Source organism: Brevibacillus gelatini, from assembly GCF_003710935.1.
Lineage (GTDB): Bacteria > Bacillota > Bacilli > Brevibacillales > Brevibacillaceae > Brevibacillus > Brevibacillus gelatini.
The window spans coordinates 36,910-55,428 of record NZ_RHHS01000037.1; the positions used below are offsets into that span (position 1 = coordinate 36,910).

The following is an 18,519-nucleotide window of genomic DNA, read 5'->3' on the forward strand; positions in this document are numbered from 1 at the left end:
AATGAAAGTATCGTATGATAAGCTAAATCATAAGTGAAATACATGTTTTTTTCTGATTTTGATAAAAAAATTTTATAGTCTGTTTTGGAGGCGAATGCGATTGGATGAAAAAGATTGGCTGGCCATCCGCGTTCTATATGAGGAAAAAAACATCAGCCGCGCTGCAGAGCGCCTGTATGTTTCCCAGCCGGCCCTGACCTATCGGCTGAAAAATCTGGAGAAGGAGTTTGGCACGAGCCTGTTTTACAAGGTCAAAAACGGGATCGAATTTACGTCGGAAGGCATTTACCTGGCGGATTACGCGGAGGAAATGATTAGGAAGCTGCAAAAAACAAAGGACTACATTCTCAACATGCAAAACGAAGTGCGCGGCACGCTGCGGCTCGGCGTCTCCAGCAACTTCGCCCAGTACAAGCTCCCGAAGATTTTGAAAAAGTTTTCCGCGCAGTTTCCGCACGTGCAGTTCAGCGTCCATACAGGCTGGAGCACCGATATTATGCATCTGTTGAACTCTGCGAGCGTCCAGCTTGGCATTTTGCGCGGCAATTACGAATGGTACGGCCTGAAAACGCTTTTGCACAAAGAACGGCTCTGCCTGATTTCCAAGGACGAGGTCGACTTGGACGACCTGCCTTCGCTGCCGTTTATCAACTACAAAACCGACAGCTCGCTGAAAAACTTGATAAACGGCTGGTGGCGCGACCGCTTCTCTGACCCGCCGCTGGTCACGATGGAAAACGATCGGCAGGAAACATGCAAGGAAATGGTGAAGCAAGGTCTCGGCGTCTCCATCCTGCCGGAAATTTGCCTGCAGCCATCGGACAATTTGCATACTTACGGGCTTTCCTACAAAAACGGCGAGCCTGTACTGCGCAATACCTGGCTCATGTACAATCAGGATGTGTTGCGGCTGTCTACCGTGAAACATTTTATCGACTTCCTGAACAAGACAGCGAGCCTCTAACCTTGATACAACGCAAGATTCGCTCTTGCGTTGTTCGTTTATAAGTTTTTTTTTCGAAATCAGCAAAAAAATATGTATTTCCTTTATCTCGCCATTTGCTCTAAGCTACGAGTAACCATTCACCATACCCCAATATGAAAGCGATTGCTTCTTTGAAGGAGGGACTCTTGTGTTAACTTTTCTCGGATTGGCTATGGTCATCATCTTCACGTACCTTATCATGACAAAGCGGTTAACCCCGGTTGCCGCGCTCACGGTTGTACCGATTGTCTTTGCCCTGCTGGGTGGCTTTGGTTCCGAACTTGGAGAAATGATGCTCAGTGGATTGAAAACGGTTGCACCATCCGCCGCCCTGCTCCTGTTTGCGATTTTGTTCTTCGGGGTTTTGATCGATGCCGGGCTGTTCGATCCGCTCATCCGCAAGATACTGAATATTGTGAAAGGTGATCCCGTCAAAATCGCCATCGGGACAGCCATACTGGCCCTGACCGTCGCACTCGATGGGGACGGTACCACGACGCATATGATTACGATTTCAGCCATGCTGCCGCTCTACAAGCGCCTGGGGATGAAGCCGCTTGTGCTGGCGACGATCTCGTTGCTTTCACTCAGCATCATGAGCGGCATGACGCCTTGGGGCGGGCCGGCGACGAGGGCGATTACTTCGTTGCGGCTGGATGCGAGCCACTTTTTTATCCCGCTGTTGCCGACCATGCTGGGCGGTATCGTCTGTGTGCTCGTGATTGCCTATTTGCTCGGCAAAAAGGAACGGGAGCGCATCGGGGTAATTGATACGCTGCAAACAGGGCAGGAGGATGCCCCGCTCTCCGAAGCTGCTGCGGCCTCCGCTGTCCAGGAGGACATCAAACGTCCGCGCCTGATCTGGTTTAACTTTTTGCTCGTCATGACGGTCATGGTCCTCCTCGTTCTCGGCACTCTCCCGGTTCCGGTGCTGTTTCTGATCGGGTTTGTCCTCGCCTCGATGGTGAACTATCCCAATCTGGAGCAGCAAAAGGAGCGGATGCTCGCCCATGCCGGAAACGCGCTCACCGTCGTCACACTCGTGTTTGCTGCCGGAATTTTCACAGGGATTTTTGAAGGGACAAAAATGGTCAATGCGATTGCCAACTCGCTCGTCGCCATTATCCCCGAATCTCTCGGCTCCTTTTTCCCGCTCGTAGTTGCGCTCACGAGCATGCCGTTCACCTTCGTCTTGTCAAACGATGCCTATTACTTCGGTGTCCTGCCGATCCTGGCCGAAGCCGCTGCCGCTTACGGCATTGATCCGGTCCAGGTCGCACGCGCCTCTGTTCTCGGGCAGCCTGTCCATTTCTTGAGCCCGCTGGTTGCCTCTACACTGCTTCTGGTCGGGATGGTCAAAACAGACCTGGGCGAGTTTCAGCGCTACGCGATCAAATGGGCGATTCTCTGTTCCTTGTTCATCATTTTGGTAGGGGTTTTGACAGGCGCCATTTATTAACAGCCAAAAAGGACGGAACTTCGCTTTCCGTCCTTTTCGCTGTTTGCCTTACCCGCTCAAGCATGTGCCGCAACGGCTGCGACGCGGTGTCATGACCGTGCTCAGCCAGCGCCTGCGATCACGTCGACTATCGTTTTCGCCAGCTTCCTCACCGTATACAGGCGGGTATCATTTAAAAACTGCGTGGCTGGCAATGGGTCGAGATAGTTGACTACCCCCGTCAAATGGTAGTCCCCTACAGGCGGCAGCATTTTTTGCAGCGCCCGTCCCGGAAGCAGCGGACCTTCCTTCAAAATGACTGCGCCCACCTGCTCCTTTTCCCCCAGCCCGGCATCTATGCCAATGATGAGCGGCTGTCGAAACTGCCGCTTGATCGCCTTCAAGGTCGGCTCCAGATTGAAGGCGTGAACCGGCTCCTCCAGCGTTCCGTAAACGCGGTGCGTGACACCCGCCTCCAGCAGCATCGTTCCAACCAATGGCCCGAGCGCATCGCCAATCGAGCGATCCGACCCGATGCACAAAAAGACGACCTCTCTTTGTTCCCGGCTCGCTTGCTGGATGAGCGTGTTCAGAAATGCCGCCATCGCGGCGGTTTCCTGCCGGATGGTTCGTTCGTTGTCATGGATAGTCAACAGGACGCTTGCTGTTGCTTTTGCGTCTGTTTCTTCTTTGCGACTGCCAAATAGCCCCATGTCAATCCTCTTTTCTTTCGCGAGCTGTTGGTTGTGTGCGTGCATCCTCCCTTCTATTCTACACTTCCTGATATTGATATAGCGACTTATCCTTGGCACGAGGTAGCAGAACCTCATTGACCCATTTGGCAAACAGCTTGTTCATCTCTTCTACGTCCAGTTCCTCTTTTTCATAATGAAAGATCACAATATCTTCGGCTGTATCCGATGGCCCCAGATCATGAAAGTGATCCGCAAATAATACTGCCCAACCCTGACCGTTTTTCTTTTTCCAGGCGCTTGCTTCAATATCGTATCCGTCCTCACAGTATGTAAGATGGAAGTGACGATCCATTTCGTATTCTCTTTCCATTTTATACCAGTCCAGCATGCAACCTGCACTCCTTGTTGTAGCGGTATCGACGCAGGAAATGACAGGGTCATTCAGTTGCAAAAAGCTTCCCCAGGCAGGGAAGCTTTTTGCACAAACAATCGTCTTGTTGCTTTCCGCAAGCGCAAGAGACGGGCCCAGGCCAACCTCCCTACTCGAACTTGAGCTTGGAGAGCGCGTCCTTCAGCGCGGTATTGATGCCTTCCTCGCTTCCCTTCTCCTGGGATTTCAAATACCTGGCGATTTCCTTCTTGGACACCTTGCTGTTCTTTTCCTTTTCCCGACGCTCCTTGAACGTCGAGAGCTTTTCCCTGTGCCCGCAAGCGCAGACGAACATTTGTCCTTCACCCTCGCCGCGCAATTCCAGCCGCTTGTGGCATTTCGGGCAGCGGGCGTTCGTCTGCTTGGCAATGCTTTTGCGATAACCGCACTCCCGGTCTTGGCAGACGAGCATCTTGCCGCGTTTTCCGTTTACCTCCAACAGAAGCTTGCCGCACTCCGGACATTTGCTTCTCGTCAGGTTGTCGTGGCGGAATGTTTTGTCGCTGTTTTTGATCTCCTGGACGACCTCTCGCGCGTACGTTCTCATCTCTTCGATGAAGGCGCGCTTGCTCAGGCTTCCTTTGGCGATAGCGGCGAGCTTTTGCTCCCATTGAGCGGTCAATGTCGGAGATTGCATCTCGTCGGGAACAAGCTCCAGAAGCTGCTTGCCTTTTGCCGTGACGAAAATATGCTTGCCGCGCTTCTCCAAAAGGAAGCTGTTAAACAGCTTTTCGATGATGTCGGCACGCGTCGCAACCGTACCGAGTCCGCCTGTCTCGCCAATCGTTTTGATGAGCTCCTTGCTCTCGTTTGCCATGTATTTCGCCGGATTTTCCATCGCGGACAACAGGCTGGCCTCTGTAAACGGCTCCGGCGGCTTCGTCTCTCCCTTTGTCTGCGTGATGCTCTGGATGGTGAGCCGATCGCCTTTTTCGATCTTCGGCAGCCACTGCTCCGTCAGTCCGTCCTGTCCTTCCTCGTCTTCGACATCGTGGTCGTAGGCTTCCCGCCAGCCTTGGGCGAGCACGGTCTTGCCTCTGGCCAGGAACAGCTCTCCGCCGATTTTCGCCTGGATGGTCGTCTGCTCGTATTCAAACGGAGGCAAGAGAACGGCCAGGAAGCGTTTCACGATCAGATCGAAAATTTTGCGTTCCTTGTCGCTCAAATCGCCGAGAAACACCGCTTGCTCAGTCGGAATGATCGCGTGGTGATCGGAAACCTTGCTGTCGTCCACAAACGACTTCGCCACCTTGATCGGCGAACGCAAAATTCTCGCCGCGAGCGGCGCATACGGCTTCATCTGCACAGCCTTGATCCTGTCAGGCAGCGTCTCGACGATGTCGGACGAGAGGTAGCGGGAATCGGTCCGCGGATACGTCACCGCCTTGTGGTGCTCGTAAAGGCTTTGCATGATCGACAGCGTCTCTTTCGGCGAATAGCCAAACATCCGGTTCGCGTCCCGCTGCAGCTCGGTGAGATCGTAAAGCTGCGGGGCGTACGTCTTTTTGTGTGTGCGGGTCACTTCTACAACCTCTGCGCTTTTTTCCTGCTTCAAGGCAGCGAGAAGCTGGTCCGCCCGCTCTTTGGAAAACGTTTTGACGTCCTTCGTCTTCTGGTCCTGCCATTGCAGCGAAACCGACTGCTCTGCCACGGCGCGCAGGCCGAAAAACGGCTTGGGCGTAAAGCGGCGAATCTCTTCTTCTCTCGCCGCGACGATGGCCAGCGTCGGCGTCTGGACGCGCCCGCACGAGAGCTGGGCGTTGTGCTTGCACGTCAAGGCGCGAGTAGCATTGATTCCGACGAGCCAGTCCGCCTCGGCGCGGGCGGCCGCAGAAGCGTACAAGTTTTCGTACTGCTTGCCGTCCTTCAGGTTGCGGAAGCCGTCGCGAATCGCCTTGTCGGTGACTGACGAAATCCACAGCCGCTTGATCGGCTTTTGCACATGCGCCATTTCGATGATCCAGCGGGCGACCAGCTCGCCTTCGCGCCCGGCATCTGTCGCAATCACAATCTGGCTGACGTCGCTGCGCCGCATTTGCTGCTTCACGGTCTGAAACTGTTTGTTGCTCTCGCGGATGACGACGAGCTTCAACGGAGACGGCATGATCGGCAAATCCTCGATTCGCCACGAACTGTACTGCTGCCCGTACACCTCGGGATCGGCCAAGGTCACAAGATGCCCCAAGGCCCACGTCACAATGTATTTATCTCCTTCGAAAAAGCCGTTCCCTTTTTTCTGACACTGCAATACTTTTGCAATATCGCGCCCGACAGACGGCTTTTCCGCCAGTACAAGCGTTTTGCTCATAAGTGACACCACCTTACATCTGCTTCACATTCCTGCTATGTGTTCTCATCCATTGTAGATGAGAATGCGGGTTACGCCAAATTTTTTGCAGCATTTGGTATTGGCGGTGGCTGTGATTGGCTTTTCTGTAGGGATGTTCGGAAAGTATGTGGAAACTGACGAGCAGACGAACCGTTTTATTGAAGGAACAATCCCCCTCTGTTCAACTGATAACAGCCTAACAAGATAAGGAGGTACTACTCAAATCCAATTTTGGGGCTATAGAGGTTGTTATTCACCCTGATCTTTTTCCTATATAAGTGAGAGCGACAAACTGACCGGTCAAAAAGTCGTTCATCACACAAAAAGGAGAAATGTCTAATGCCAAGATATTATGAATACTTTACTATGGAAGGAGCACCAGGAGCTGGTGGTACAACATGGGGTCCTCGACTTCTCACCATTAAAACAAAATTGGATAATATCAGGACCGAGACTATATTAAGGCCACTTTCAACCACAACAGAAACAGGTATTAATGGTGGATTTTTTGCGGCTGACGATGGTTATGATGAGCCTCCAACGCAAGGTAGATCAATTTGTTATAATAAATATGATGACGGAGACGAAGTAACTTATAGCGGTAGAACCTTGCCTGAGATCTACGAATATAACGGCACTTCAAGCAATCAAAAGTCGAGAAAAACTGCCGTTATTTACGAAGACAGCAATGGAAATACCAAAGCAGCTTATATGTATGCGAGGAATCTTGATGATGTCCTCGACCGTTACGATAATGTAACCAATGTAATTGGTGGAACCAGTTTCAATTCAGCTGATTGGAGCACTACGGCTTACTACGGACCTGCTCCCCGTACCGTTTTTGCGTGGAAAGGAAGCTACGCATACCTGATCGTAGTGCCAGATGCGATTAGCGTTCCTTGGTTAAAAGAATCGCTTGAATATGTTGGGCTAGACCCAACTAATGCAATCGTATTGGATGGTTCCGGATCGAGTTGCATTCAGGTACATGATGATGATAATGGATTGGATGAAGATTTTAGCTTCTATGGCGAAGACCGACATCTCTTCAACATCATTCGCGTAAACAAAGACTATTAATTTATGATGGGTCGATTCCATTTGGAATCGGCCTTTTCTTGTAATATACTTTTAATAAGGAGGGAGAATATGGAATTTAAAATGAAACCTTTTCTGATAATAAATGCTGTATTAAGCATCTTAATCTATTGGCTAGAAATGACTGTAGAATACTTCGATCCGGGTACGGAGCAGTTTATGAAAATTACAACTTCAGCAAATACAGTGTTTTTTTATTTCCTTCTCTTTTCACCGTTCTTTTTTCTTGTCTTGATGGTTAAAAACGGGCTGGCTGTTTACTTCAAACAAAAATTTTTCAGAAAAATAAACAGACCTCTCTATTATTTTTTAGTGGCAGTCGTTTTTTCTCTTGTCTACACCTGGAAAATGCATCACTATTCCGTGTTTGTTTATCCGATGATTCCTCTACTTGAGACATTGTTGTTTGGTTACTTCTATGAGAAAGGAAGTAGCAAGAATAACGAAAGTCTTGCATAAATGTAAAGGGGGGTTATCTCCATGAGATTACAAGTCTTTTGTCTCGTATTCCTCTTTTTGATGGGTTGTGAAACGAAAGATAACCTTGATTCCTTGTCCTCTTCCTCCGTCGTGGACCGTGATAAACTTGTGGAACAATTTCTTCTCATTCACGATTTCAATTCTGGGGAGGAGTTCGACACACACAAACTAAAGGAAATACAAAATGATTCAGATCGGCAAGATTACAAAAAAGTGCTCAACGATTTCTTTACACAGCATTTAGAAAAAGAGATGGAGTCATTTCAAACGATTCATAAAAGCGAACATGAGCGTCACATTCTTGTTACAACAAAAGATCAGTGGTTATTTAGGGTGAGCCTAAAACAATGGGCAGATTATCATAATATTTGGACAGTAGATATGTATGGTGGTTTTCCGCAGTCCCAGTAATATCCAGGACCCGAAAATCAGTCGCCCCATAAAGGAACTGGAATTTCCACAAACCTCATTGCACGAAGTCACGACAAACGTAACTTTGCGTAATGGGGTTGTTTTGTTTGGCACGAAAAAAAAGAACGAGGGCAGCAATTGCCTTCGTTCCTGGAAAAAAAGGGGGAAACGGGCTGGCTTCCTCTTGTTTTGCAAACCGCTCCCTTTCTGTCCATAGATGGACACCAAACTCTTCCTCAATAGCTGCAAAGCATCCGTTTATGCAAAAAAATCCGGAAAATCAAAGGCATCCCGTTTGCCCGCCAATATTTCCCGCAGGAGCTGATCGGCCACCTCCGTCGCGAAGCTGTGCTCGTCGCTGTCGATGACTCCTTTTTGCAGCGCTTCGTCCAGTTCGTCCTGGTCGAGCAAATAAACCTCGCCCTGCGGCAGCACCACAATGTCGAGGTAGAGATCGTCATACCAGATATGGCCGTTCTCATCTTTGCCATGCGCCTTGCAAATATCAATGTACCACTGCACGGTGTTGCCAAGCTCGTCCATCATTTTCGTGACGGCATAAGGCTTCTGATCCGGAAAGTATTGCAGGTACACATACCCTCTGTCGCCTACGCACAACAGTTTTTCACCAACAGGCATGTAGGCGGGCTCGGTTACTTCGTCCAGGGTCAAACGGACAGCGTACCCGGAAAAAGACAAAGCCTCTACCCACTTTTCCTGATAGCCCATGCGCTTGACGCGTCTCCACCCAGGTCGGTCTGCTCGTTTTCGCTTCATGGCCTGTTCTCCTCGTCAGTTTGGTTCCTTTTACTCTACCATGAATTGGATGGTTTTGTCAGATGCAAACAAAGACATGTCCCCAGGAGAACATGCCTCATTTTTTTGCTATTTGCCGTATTCGCCATCCCGCAAATGGCTGTGCCTGCGTCCGTACAGGAAGTAGACGACAGCGCCTGCAGCCAGCCAGCCGAGAAACCCGATCTTCGTGACAGCAGGCAAGCTGTAGACCAGGTATCCGCAGAAAAGCACGGCGAGAATCGGGACGAGTGGAACGAACGGCGTGCGAAACGCACGGCGCAATTCCGGATTCGTCCGGCGCAGTACGACGACGCCAATGGAGACGAGAATAAACGCAAACAGCGTCCCGATATTCGTCAGCTCAGCCAGCTTGTTCAACGGCAGCAATCCGCTGAAGATCGCAACCAAAATGCCGACGATGAGCGTACTTTTTCGCGGCACCTGCGTGGTCGGATGCACCTGCGAAAAAACGGCGGGCAACAGACCATCGCGGCTCATCGCGAAAAACAGCCGCGTCTGTCCGTACATCATCACGAGCAATACAGTGGTGATGCCCACGATGGCCCCGAGGGAAATGAATCCCGCTACCCAATCTTGTTTCACGTAGTTGAGCGCAAAGGCAACCGGATTTTTGACATTGAGCATGTCGTACGGAACGATCCCGGTCAGCGTCAAGGAGACGGCGATGTAGAGCAGCGTGCACACCAGCAGCGATGTGATGATGCCAATCGGCATGTCGCGCTGCGGATTGCGCACTTCTTCTGCGGCCGTGGAAACCGCGTCAAATCCGATAAAAGCAAAAAAGACTGTCGCAGCGCCCGTCGCGACCCCGGCAAAGCCAAACGGCATGAAGGGACTCCAGTTTTCCGGCTTCACATAACCGATCCCGACGATGAGAAACAAAAGGATCACCGCGACCTTGATAATGACCATCAGCGTGTTGAAGCGGGCCGACTCCCTTGTCCCTTTCATGAGCAGAAGCGTAATAACAAAAATGATGACAACAGCAGGCAAGTCAATGATCGTTCCTTTAGAAGCGTCGAACGCATTCGTCAAAGCGACAGGCAGATGAATGCCGAAGCCTGCAAGCAAGCCTTGCGCATAGCCCGACCAGCCGCTCGCCACCGCTGCGGAAGCCACCCCGTACTCCAGGATCAGGTCCCAGCCGATCATCCACGCCACCAGTTCGCCAAACGCGGTGTAGCTGTATGTGTACGCGCTTCCGGACACGGGGACGGTGGAAGCAAACTCTGCATAGCACAGCGCCGCAAATACGCAAGCGAGCCCCGACAGGACAAACGACAGCACCAGCGCAGGCCCCGCATGCTCGGCCGCAGCGACTCCAGTGAGAACGAAGATGCCCGTCCCGACAATCGCGCCGATGCCAAGCATGGTCAAATCAAAAGCGCCCAACGTTTTTTTGAGCTGCCTGCTCTCAACCTGTGCCATCAAGCTGGCAACCGATTTTTTTCTCAACAACTGTTCTTTTAACGACATATTGTGCGTACCTCCCGCCCGGACATTCCAACTCCAGCAGCTTCAATCGAAACAGTTGGAGTATGGGCAGGCAAGAGGACAATTATGCATGGGGGATCAAGTTGGATGGTTGCAGTCGCGCGAAGGTGTGGACGGCGTGGCCTTTGTTGCGGACTGGCACTGGCAGGGGCATGTGTTGCTTTGGTGCACACCCGCGAAGACGCGAATCGCGTTGCCTTGTTACAAACTGACGCTGGCGTGGCGGTTCCTTTTTGCAGTGCCTGCATTCCGGCGCAAAATTACAACGAAGCAGTCCCTGGGTGATGCGCCCTGTTCGCGCAAAACTCGCTGCCTTACACCAAGCTCCTGCCAATAAAATTGGCGGAGACTGGCGTATAGCCAAGCTCCCTGGCCCAGATCGACAGTTGCCCCATATGGTGAATCTCGTGCGCGATCACATGCCGCATGATCTCCCCTTTGGCGTACTCCTTGTCGCTCCATGCCACGCGCACAGGCTCCCGCTCCCAGTCGTCTGTCCAAGCCTCGATAAAATCGCGCAGCTCTTCCCGCCATTGAGCCGCCAGCGCCTTTACTTGCGCAAGCGACTGGTGTTCCTCGTAAGGCACTTGCACATCCGGCTTCCCCTGTACGCCCCGCAGCCAACTGTACTCCACATCTGCAATATGAAACAGCGTGTACAAAATCGTCCCGGCGCCTCCCACTCTCGTTTTCAGCAGTTCTTCTTCCGGCAGCTTTGCACACCAAGCAAACCATTCATCCCGCACCATCCAGTTGTACGCAAACAGCTTTTTCACCCTGAATCCTCCCATAGACTGAAATGTAAATATTTTCTATACATTAACACGTACGTTCGCCATTATCCAGCCTGCTTGCCGCTTTTGTTATCTGTTGTCCTGAACTTCCCCCGCTCTCCCGAACTTCACCCGCTCTCCCACAACTTCATCCGTTCCCCCGACTTTGCAGAGGGAGCGTTAGCGTGTTTTCGCACATGACAAAGAGCGCCGTTTTCGATTCGCTTCAAAAACGGCGCTCTTATGCTCGGCAGTCTTGTCTGCCTTTACGTAAACCGGATGGAGAAGCCGCCGGAAAGCAAATACAGATAGCTCTCCACTTCCTGAGACGGCTTGATGATCTGCCTGATCGCCCGAACGTACAAGCTGATCTGGCCGCTGTACCTGCGCTCCATCTCTTCGATTGCTTCGGCTGAGGCTTCCTTGGCCATCCAGTCAGTCTTGAAATCAATCAAGACCAGCCGATTGTCGTCTTCCTCCAGCAAACAGTCAATCACACCCTGGACGATAATCCGCTCCGAAGTTGCTTCGCCCAGCTCCGGCTCCACTTCATGCGCGGGCAGCACCAGCGTAAACGGCAGCTCGCGGTGAACCGCCTTGGCCCTTTTCATCCGCTGCCCCAGAGGGTCGGCAAAAAACGTGGCAATTTGTCCGGCATCCACCGCCTGCACCTGCTCCTCTGTCAAAAAGCGGCGCGCCGCAAGCTCTGCCACCTGCTCGCGTATGTCGGCCTCATCCAGCGGACGCTGCAAATCGAGATGCTGGAAGACCAGGTGCGTGATCGTGCCTTTCTCGGCTGCTGTCAGGCGGTGCGATTTTTGTTCCGCCAAAAACTTCGGCTTTTCCGTAATCGAAGGCAGTGTGAGCGCCTGCCCGCTTTTGCTGACCTTGGCATGCCGCTTCAGCTCGCTGACGCTCCATTTGGCCGCCACGCGCGAGGCAACCGGGTGCGGGTCGGTCCAGCCCAGTCTCGCTTCTACCAGCTTGCGCAGCGCTTCGTCGCCTGGCCGTTCTGCAATCTCCTCCCGCCTGGTCGCGCGCTCCCACAGTGCCATGTCATCGCTCATGGCCTCCTGCTGCGCCTTCAGCTCGTCCGCCTGATGAAAATGAAACGACCAGACGGAGTCATCGGGAACGGTTCTGACTCGCACTTCTTCGCCTGCGCCTTGCTTCGCAGGATACGCGCGCAGTTCGCCTGCTGCCGGATGTCGCAGCAAGGCGCGGCCTACCCAGTCAAAATAGCCTTTGGCCTGGATCAGATCCTCGTCGCTGAGCCGCTCGCCATCACCTTGTCTGCCCCAGTCCATGACGCTTTTCGCCAAGTCTTTGGCTGAACCGACGAGAATCAGCTTCTCGCGCGCACGGGTCAAGGCGACGTACAGCACGCGCATTTCCTCTGCCAGCATATCCCGGCGCAACTGCTGCCGAATGCCCAGCGCCGCGATGCTCGGGTAGCGCAACTGAATGGACGGCTCCACGGCCATCGGCCCGAAGCCCAGGTCCTTGTGCAGCAAAAACTGGCTTTTCAAATCCATCGTATTGAACTGCTTGCCCATGCCCGCGACGAAAACGACGGGAAACTCCAAGCCTTTGCTCTTGTGGATCGTCATGATCCGCACGACATCCTCGTTTTCCCCGATCGTGCGCGCTTCGCCCATGTCATTGCCCGCCTCCTGCAGCCTGTCGACGAAGCGCAGGAAGCGGAACAGCCCGCGATAAGAGCCTGCCTCATACTGTCTTGCCCGGTCGTACAAGGCACGCAGGTTGGCCTGCCGCTGCTGTCCGTTTTCCAGGGCAGCGACGTAGTCGAGATAGCCCGTCTCGCGGTACAGCACGGAAAGCAGCTCAGACAGCGCTCCCCTGCGCGCATGCGTCCGCCACCCTTCCAGCTTCGCGAAAAACTGGCGCAGCCGTTTTTCCCACGACTCCTGCGGCGGGCGCTCCTTCACGTACTGGATGACAGCGAGATGAAAAGGGCCCGTCGGATACTGGATGCGAATTTGGGCAAGCTGTTCCTCGCGCAAGCCGACGATAGGCGAGCGCAGCACCGCAGCGAGCGGAATGTCCTGCAACGGATTGTCGATCACCCGCAACAGCGAGAGCATCGTCTCAACTTCTGTCGCCGCAAAATAGCCTGCCGTCTGCTCGGCGTACACGGGGATTCCCGCCGCATGCAGCTCTTCCTGCATCGTCTGCCCCCAGCCGGACGTGGCCCGCAGCAAAATGACGATATCCCGGTAAGCGAGCGGGCGCATTCCCCCTGCCTTTTTATCGAACACGAGCAGCGACGACTCGCCTTCGCCCGGCTCCATCCAGCGGCGAATCCGGCTGGCAATCAGGCGCGCTTCCAGTTGCGCGACGCTCGCTTCCTCGCTCGAGTCGCCTGTCGCCTCGGGGATTCCTGCCAGCTCGGCCTCTTCCGTTGCCTCTGCAGACACTGCCTGCCCCGCTTCTTGCTCCACGTTGCGGTTAATCAGGTGCACCTCTGCCTGCAGCCTCCCCGGCTCTGCCGCGGGATAAGAGGCGCGGTTAATCAGCTCGGCCGACGGATCGTAGTCGATCTCGCCCACGCCCGGCGACATGATTTGCCGAAACAAAAAGTTGACCGCATCCACGACCTCGCGTCTGCTGCGGAAGTTGGCGGCAAGGTCGATCCGCCGCCCCGGAGCGTCAGTGTCCGCATCCTGCCCGCCTACCGAACTTTTTTGATAGGTCAAATATTTTTCCAGAAACAGCTTCGGCTCCGCCAGACGGAAACGGTAAATACTCTGCTTCACGTCGCCCACCATAAAACGGTTGGGGGAGACTCCGTTCGTCCCGTCGCGGGAAACCATGCGCAAAATCGTCTCCTGCACCAGGTTAATATCCTGGTACTCGTCGACCAGCACCTCCGCGAACTGTTCGCGCAACTGCTCCGATATAGGCGAAGGAATCGCCTCGCCCGCCTCGTCCGTTGCCGTCAAAATGCGCAAGGCCAGATGCTCCAGGTCGCCAAAGTCGACGATTCCGCGCGCCCGCTTTTCCAACTGGAACGCCTCGGAAAACTCGGTAACGAGTCGGGCCAGCGTCTTCATATGCGGGGCCAGTCGCTGCAAATCAGCGGCATATTGCTCGGGCGTCATGGAAAAATACTGCTCGATCTGCTCCGCCAGCTCTTTTTTCACGCCGTTTCTGAGCGCCTGAACCTGCTCTTTGATCTCGGGATCGGTTCCTTTGACTGGCGGCAGCTTGGCAAAAGCAACGCTGCGAATAGCCTGGCTCGCTGCCTCCCAGCCTTCCTTGCAGGCGAGAGCCGCCTGCCGAAGAGCCGCGGCTTCCGCTTCCAACAGCGGCAAATAAGCCGCCGGGCCTTCCGGGGAAGCGGCCAGCTCGGCCGCCCTCTGCAGCTTGCCAGCCATGCCGACAAGCGACAGCTCCACAGACCGCAGCACACTTTTGGCCCAGACGAGTCCGTCCAATCCGGCTCCTGCGCGAATGTCAAACATCTCGGCTGCTTCCGCCAGCCAGCGCTCAGGCGACGGATGGCTGCGGGAAAACTCGTACAGCCGCAACAGCAAAGTCGCCAGCGCCTGATCGTCCTGTCCGTCCAGCATGATGTCTGCCAACGCCTGGAAGTCCGGGTCGCTTTCGTACCAGCCCTCCAACTGCTCCTCCAGCACGTCCTGCCGCAGCAGTTCGCCCTCCATCTGGTCGGCAATGCGAAACTCCGGGTCGAGGTCGATCAGGTAGTAATACTGGCGCAAAAGGCCAAGACAAAACGAGTGCAGCGTCGTAATGGTCGCTCGCTGGAGCAGGGCGAGTTGCCGCCGCAAATGGGCAGAATACGGATTTTCTTTCAGCGCTTTGCTCAGCGCATCGCCAATTCTGTGCCGCATCTCTGCTGCCGCTGCATTCGTAAAGGTTACGACCAGAAGCTGATCGACGCCGACAGGCTCGCTCTCATCCATAATGCGCCGGATGATCCGCTCGACGAGCACCGACGTTTTCCCCGAGCCTGCCGCAGCCGCTACCAGCAAGTTGCTCCCGCGCTGAATAATCGCTTGCCATTGTTCGTCCGTCCATTGCTCAGGCTTGGCCTGCACTTGTTGCTCCGCCATCGGTAGCACCTCCCTCTCTTGCCAGTTGCTGCTCGGCCAGCATGCTCCAGATTTGTTTGTTGTTCCATCTGGAAAGCTGTCTGTGCTCGTTGCCGCCTGTCTCCCCGTCAAACTGGCACACAGGCTTGTACGAGCAATAATCGCAAGCCGTCATCGTCCCGTTGGAATACGGCTTGATTCCGATTTCTCCATTGGTCATGCGCGTGCTGATTTGCTTCACCGTGTCGCGCACATACGCGGTCAGCGCCTGGAACTGCTCGGCCGTAGCGACAGAAGAGCGCGAAGAGAGCGTCCCGTCCCTTTTCAGCTCAAACGGAACCAATTCGGACGGCCCCTGCTCCACGTACGCGTCCATCATTTTCGCCAGTTCGGGATCGGCGAGCATCAAGCCTTTCATCCGCAATCGCTTGGCCCGCTCCTTGGCCACTTCTTCGGACGTAAGCAGCCGCTTCGCCGTCACAAACGGGTCGGCCACCTGGTAGTAAAAGACGCCGCCCATCTCGGCTTTTTTGCCCAGCCATTCCTCCGCGTTTGCCACGACGACGTCCAGATAGACGAGCAACTGCAAATTCAGGCCGTTCCACACGTCTGACAGCGACAATTGCTTCGGACTTGATTTGTAGTCGATCACGCGCAAATACGGCACCTCGCTGTCCAGCGACTGGTCGACCCGGTCGATGCGTCCGATCAATTGCAGCTCCACGCCGTTGTCGAGCGTGAGCACGAGGCCCGGCAAGTCGGCGTTCGGGCCAAAGGAAACCTCCAGCCCAACCGGGGCGAAGCGGCTGCGCTTGGCATGCTCGCCCAGCACGTAGATCGCACGGCCAACCGCCCGCATCAGCTTGCCCGCCAAATAGCGATAGCGCGCTGTCCGCGTGAGGATACTGCTTCTCGTCTGCGGCACCAGCTCGGACACTACCTCGCTCGCCAGCTGCATACTGTGGTCTTCCGTCAGCTTGCTCCACTCCAGATGCGCCTCGTTCATTTTTTCGACTGCGCGTTTGAGCGAGGCGTGGAACAGTTCACCCACATCGAATCGTTCCAGCTTGTACATTGCTCTTTCGGACAGCCTCAATCCATGCGAGGAAAAATGCGAGAACGGGCACGACTGGAAACGCTCCAGACGCGACACGCTCATTTTCAACTGCTTGCCGTACAAGGTCGCGCTTGTCTGCCTGTCCAGCCCGTCCGGGAGATTCCGGTAGCGCAAGCCGGACAGCAGCCATTTTTCCCGCAATGCTTCCGGGGAGGAACGGACGTACCAGTCGTAGACCTCCCACCAGAACACCGGCAGCTCGCCTGTCTTTTTCATCGCGCGCAACAAGGTCAGCAAGTGGCGAAACACCCTTCTCGGCTGTCCGAGCAAAAAGGCATCTGTGTCCGCCTCGCCCGTCGGCTCGTTGTAAAACATCTGGTGAGATATGTCCGGCAGCACCTCCCTGATGCGCGAAAACACCGGGGAAGGAAGCAGTGCCTTGCCTTCCTCATCGGCCAGGGCACAGCTCAAGAATAGCCGCTCGGACGGCCGCGTCATCGCCTGGTACAACAGGTACGGCTCGGCCATCAGCTTCTGCTTGGCGCTTGGCGCGAGCACCTGCCCCATCTCCGCCAGCCGCTCGCGCTCCGCCTCGTCCAAAATGCCTTCTTCTTTCGGACGCAGAGGGATGATGCCTTCGTTCACTCCGAGAATAAACAATGCCTTGACATCAGGCTGGCGCGAGCGCTCCATCGCCCCGACCAGCACCTGATCGAGCGCCGGAGGGACAAGCCCAAGCTCAATCGTTTCCAGACCGCTGTCGAGCACGCGGGCAAACGTAGCGAGCTCCATGCTCTCGTCGCCCATGACCTCCACGACCTGGTCCATCAGCTCGACCAGCCCCGTCCACACCTGGCCGTGCACCTGCGCTGCATCGAGGTCGCCCTCCTGCTCTGCCTTGCGCTGCCAATGTTCCAGCTTGCCCGGCACGTCCAGCGCGATCAGCAGATTGTACAGCGCGACCGTCATTTCCCGTACATTTTTGCCTGCCGCCTGCTTCATCTCTTTTTCAAAAGCGAGCAAGGGAGCCGCGTATTTGCGTCTCAGCTCGTCTGCTTCCGCATCCTCGGCGGCCCCGGACGGCCCGCGAAAACGCCAGGCCGCTTCCTCCGCCCACTGGTAGCCGAAAACGCCGTGAGCCAGCACGTAGTTTTCCAGGCGGTCGATCTCCTGGCGGGACGTGCGCTCCTGGGCGAGGTCTGGCGTGAGCAGGTCTGTCTTCAAACAGCGAAATACAGCGTCATACCGCCATCTGGTGACGATGACCTCCAGCGCCGAGCGAACCAGCTCCACCAACGGATGGTTCATCACGGTACGCTTCTGGTCCAGGAAGTGCGGAATACCGTAATCGGTAAAAACAGCGGAAATCTCATCGGCATAGGTGCCAATTTCCCGCAGCAAGATCGCCATGTCCCGCCAGCGGTAGCCTTCCTCGCGGGCCAGGGCGAGAATTTTCAGCGCGACGGCCTCTACCTCAGCCCGCCTGTTTACCGCAGAGAGCAAGGCAATCTCATCGCGGCGCCCAGGCTCTCCGACTGCGGGCGGTGTCCCCCATTGAAAATAAACCTGTTCGAGTTGACGCAGCCACGGGCTGTCGGCAAAACGGCGCGTCTCGGTCAACAGCATCGGCTTGGCAACGGATACGCCCGATTCCCGCGCGATCTGCAACAAGGTCTGGTACGTGCGCAAAGTCGGATGGAACAACCCAAGCTCGTCGACAGACGCGTCGCGCTCGTCCGGGTCCAGGGTGAGCGCAATCGTCACCTGTTTGGCGTGCATCATCAACTGCTCGATCAGCCGCAGTTCCTGATTCGTAAAGCCCGTAAAGCCGTCGATAAAAATTTCCGCCTGCCGGATGTAAAAAGAGTCCTTCACCATGACAGCGACCCGGTTGAGAATATCGTCGGCATCGCAGTAGCCTTCTGCCATGTACCCCTCATAGGCATTCATAATCAGACGCAAGTCGCTGATCTTTTGATTGAGGTTGGCTCCGCCCCAGTCCACGTTTTCCGAATCGGCAAAAGAGACGCCGTACGACTTGCACTCGCTAATCAGACGTCCAAGCTGAGAGGCAAATCCCGGCTGTGTCGCGGAACGGCCAAATACTTGCAGTTCCTCCTTGTGCCGCTCCAGAAGCATGCGCAGTACCATGTGCTTCCCGAGATCGTCGACAGCTATTGTGGTCAGATCGCCCAGTTCCTGCAGCAGCCGATGAGCCAGGCGGCCGAAGCTGAGCACCTGGGTTCCGATTACGCCGCCCAGCCCGGGCAGGTTGGCGAGGGCGTATTCCTCCTGAAAGCTGGCCTGCTCGGGTACGAGCAAAATCATCGGGGAGCCGAGCGGTGTATCGCGCAGCCGCTGTTGAATCTGCTGATGAATCGCCTCTGTTTTTCCCGTGCCTGCCCGTCCCAGTATGAATTGGACTGCCATGTTT

At 54.8% G+C, this 18,519-nt stretch carries 13 protein-coding genes; 5 read left to right on the forward strand and 8 right to left on the reverse strand.

Features of this window, described 5'->3' with window-relative positions:
- The first annotated feature begins 100 nt into the window (after nucleotides 1–100).
- Both EDM57_RS15520 and EDM57_RS15525 read left to right on the forward strand, forming a co-directional pair.
- Nucleotides 101–964 carry a LysR family transcriptional regulator gene (locus tag EDM57_RS15520; RefSeq protein WP_122905606.1) on the forward strand — a complete coding sequence of 288 codons (864 nt, stop codon included), beginning with the start codon at nucleotides 101–103 and terminating at the stop codon, nucleotides 962–964.
- Nucleotides 965–1,133: 169 nt separating this feature from the next.
- Nucleotides 1,134–2,444, forward strand: a complete 1,311-nt coding sequence (locus EDM57_RS15525) for a CitMHS family transporter (protein WP_122905607.1) — start codon at nucleotides 1,134–1,136, stop codon at nucleotides 2,442–2,444.
- A 101-nt stretch (nucleotides 2,445–2,545) separates the two neighbouring features.
- On the opposite strand, the gene yyaC is transcribed toward EDM57_RS15525, so the two are convergent.
- The 3 genes from yyaC to EDM57_RS15540 all read right to left on the reverse strand — a co-directional run bounded on the left by yyaC (nucleotide 2,546) and on the right by EDM57_RS15540 (nucleotide 5,856).
- Nucleotides 2,546–3,136 (reverse strand): spore protease YyaC, encoded by a 591-nt coding sequence (yyaC, locus tag EDM57_RS15530; RefSeq protein WP_246005824.1) that lies wholly within the window; start codon nucleotides 3,134–3,136, stop codon nucleotides 2,546–2,548.
- Between the two features lie 58 nt (nucleotides 3,137–3,194).
- Nucleotides 3,195–3,506, reverse strand: a complete 312-nt coding sequence (locus tag EDM57_RS15535; RefSeq protein WP_122905608.1) for a DUF3986 family protein — start codon at nucleotides 3,504–3,506, stop codon at nucleotides 3,195–3,197.
- A 151-nt stretch (nucleotides 3,507–3,657) separates the two neighbouring features.
- On the reverse strand, nucleotides 3,658–5,856 hold the full coding sequence (locus tag EDM57_RS15540) for a DNA topoisomerase III (protein WP_122905609.1): 2,199 nt from the start codon (nucleotides 5,854–5,856) through the stop codon (nucleotides 3,658–3,660).
- Nucleotides 5,857–6,216: 360 nt separating this feature from the next.
- Here EDM57_RS15540 and EDM57_RS15545 point away from each other — a divergent pair, with 360 nt between their 5' ends.
- The 3 genes from EDM57_RS15545 (at nucleotide 6,217) to EDM57_RS15555 (ending at nucleotide 7,866) form a co-directional block, all read left to right on the forward strand.
- Nucleotides 6,217–6,957 carry a hypothetical protein gene (locus EDM57_RS15545; RefSeq protein ID WP_122905610.1) on the forward strand — a complete coding sequence of 247 codons (741 nt, stop codon included), beginning with the start codon at nucleotides 6,217–6,219 and terminating at the stop codon, nucleotides 6,955–6,957.
- 69 nt (nucleotides 6,958–7,026) lie between these two features.
- Nucleotides 7,027–7,434, forward strand: a complete 408-nt coding sequence (locus tag EDM57_RS15550) for a hypothetical protein (protein WP_122905611.1) — start codon at nucleotides 7,027–7,029, stop codon at nucleotides 7,432–7,434.
- Nucleotides 7,435–7,455: 21 nt separating this feature from the next.
- On the forward strand, nucleotides 7,456–7,866 hold the full coding sequence (locus EDM57_RS15555) for a hypothetical protein (RefSeq protein WP_122905612.1): 411 nt from the start codon (nucleotides 7,456–7,458) through the stop codon (nucleotides 7,864–7,866).
- Nucleotides 7,867–8,124: 258 nt separating this feature from the next.
- On the opposite strand, the gene EDM57_RS15560 is transcribed toward EDM57_RS15555, so the two are convergent.
- The 5 genes from EDM57_RS15560 to addB all read right to left on the reverse strand — a co-directional run bounded on the left by EDM57_RS15560 (nucleotide 8,125) and on the right by addB (nucleotide 18,515).
- Nucleotides 8,125–8,643 (reverse strand): ribonuclease FAU-1 family protein, encoded by a 519-nt coding sequence (locus tag EDM57_RS15560; RefSeq protein ID WP_122905613.1) that lies wholly within the window; start codon nucleotides 8,641–8,643, stop codon nucleotides 8,125–8,127.
- Between the two features lie 108 nt (nucleotides 8,644–8,751).
- Nucleotides 8,752–10,161 (reverse strand): branched-chain amino acid transporter BcaP, encoded by a 1,410-nt coding sequence (gene bcaP / locus EDM57_RS15565; RefSeq protein WP_122905614.1) that lies wholly within the window; start codon nucleotides 10,159–10,161, stop codon nucleotides 8,752–8,754.
- A gap of 332 nt (nucleotides 10,162–10,493) precedes the next feature.
- Nucleotides 10,494–10,955, reverse strand: a complete 462-nt coding sequence (locus EDM57_RS15570) for a DinB family protein (RefSeq protein WP_122905615.1) — start codon at nucleotides 10,953–10,955, stop codon at nucleotides 10,494–10,496.
- A gap of 263 nt (nucleotides 10,956–11,218) precedes the next feature.
- The gene (gene addA, locus EDM57_RS15575; RefSeq protein ID WP_122905616.1) at nucleotides 11,219–15,049 is read right to left on the reverse strand and encodes a helicase-exonuclease AddAB subunit AddA; all 3,831 of its coding nucleotides are present in this window, start codon (nucleotides 15,047–15,049) and stop codon (nucleotides 11,219–11,221) included.
- Nucleotides 15,018–18,515 carry a helicase-exonuclease AddAB subunit AddB gene (addB, locus tag EDM57_RS15580; RefSeq protein ID WP_122905617.1) on the reverse strand — a complete coding sequence of 1,166 codons (3,498 nt, stop codon included), beginning with the start codon at nucleotides 18,513–18,515 and terminating at the stop codon, nucleotides 15,018–15,020. Before addB ends, addA begins: the two co-directional genes overlap by 32 nt.
- Nucleotides 18,516–18,519 lie beyond the last annotated feature (4 nt).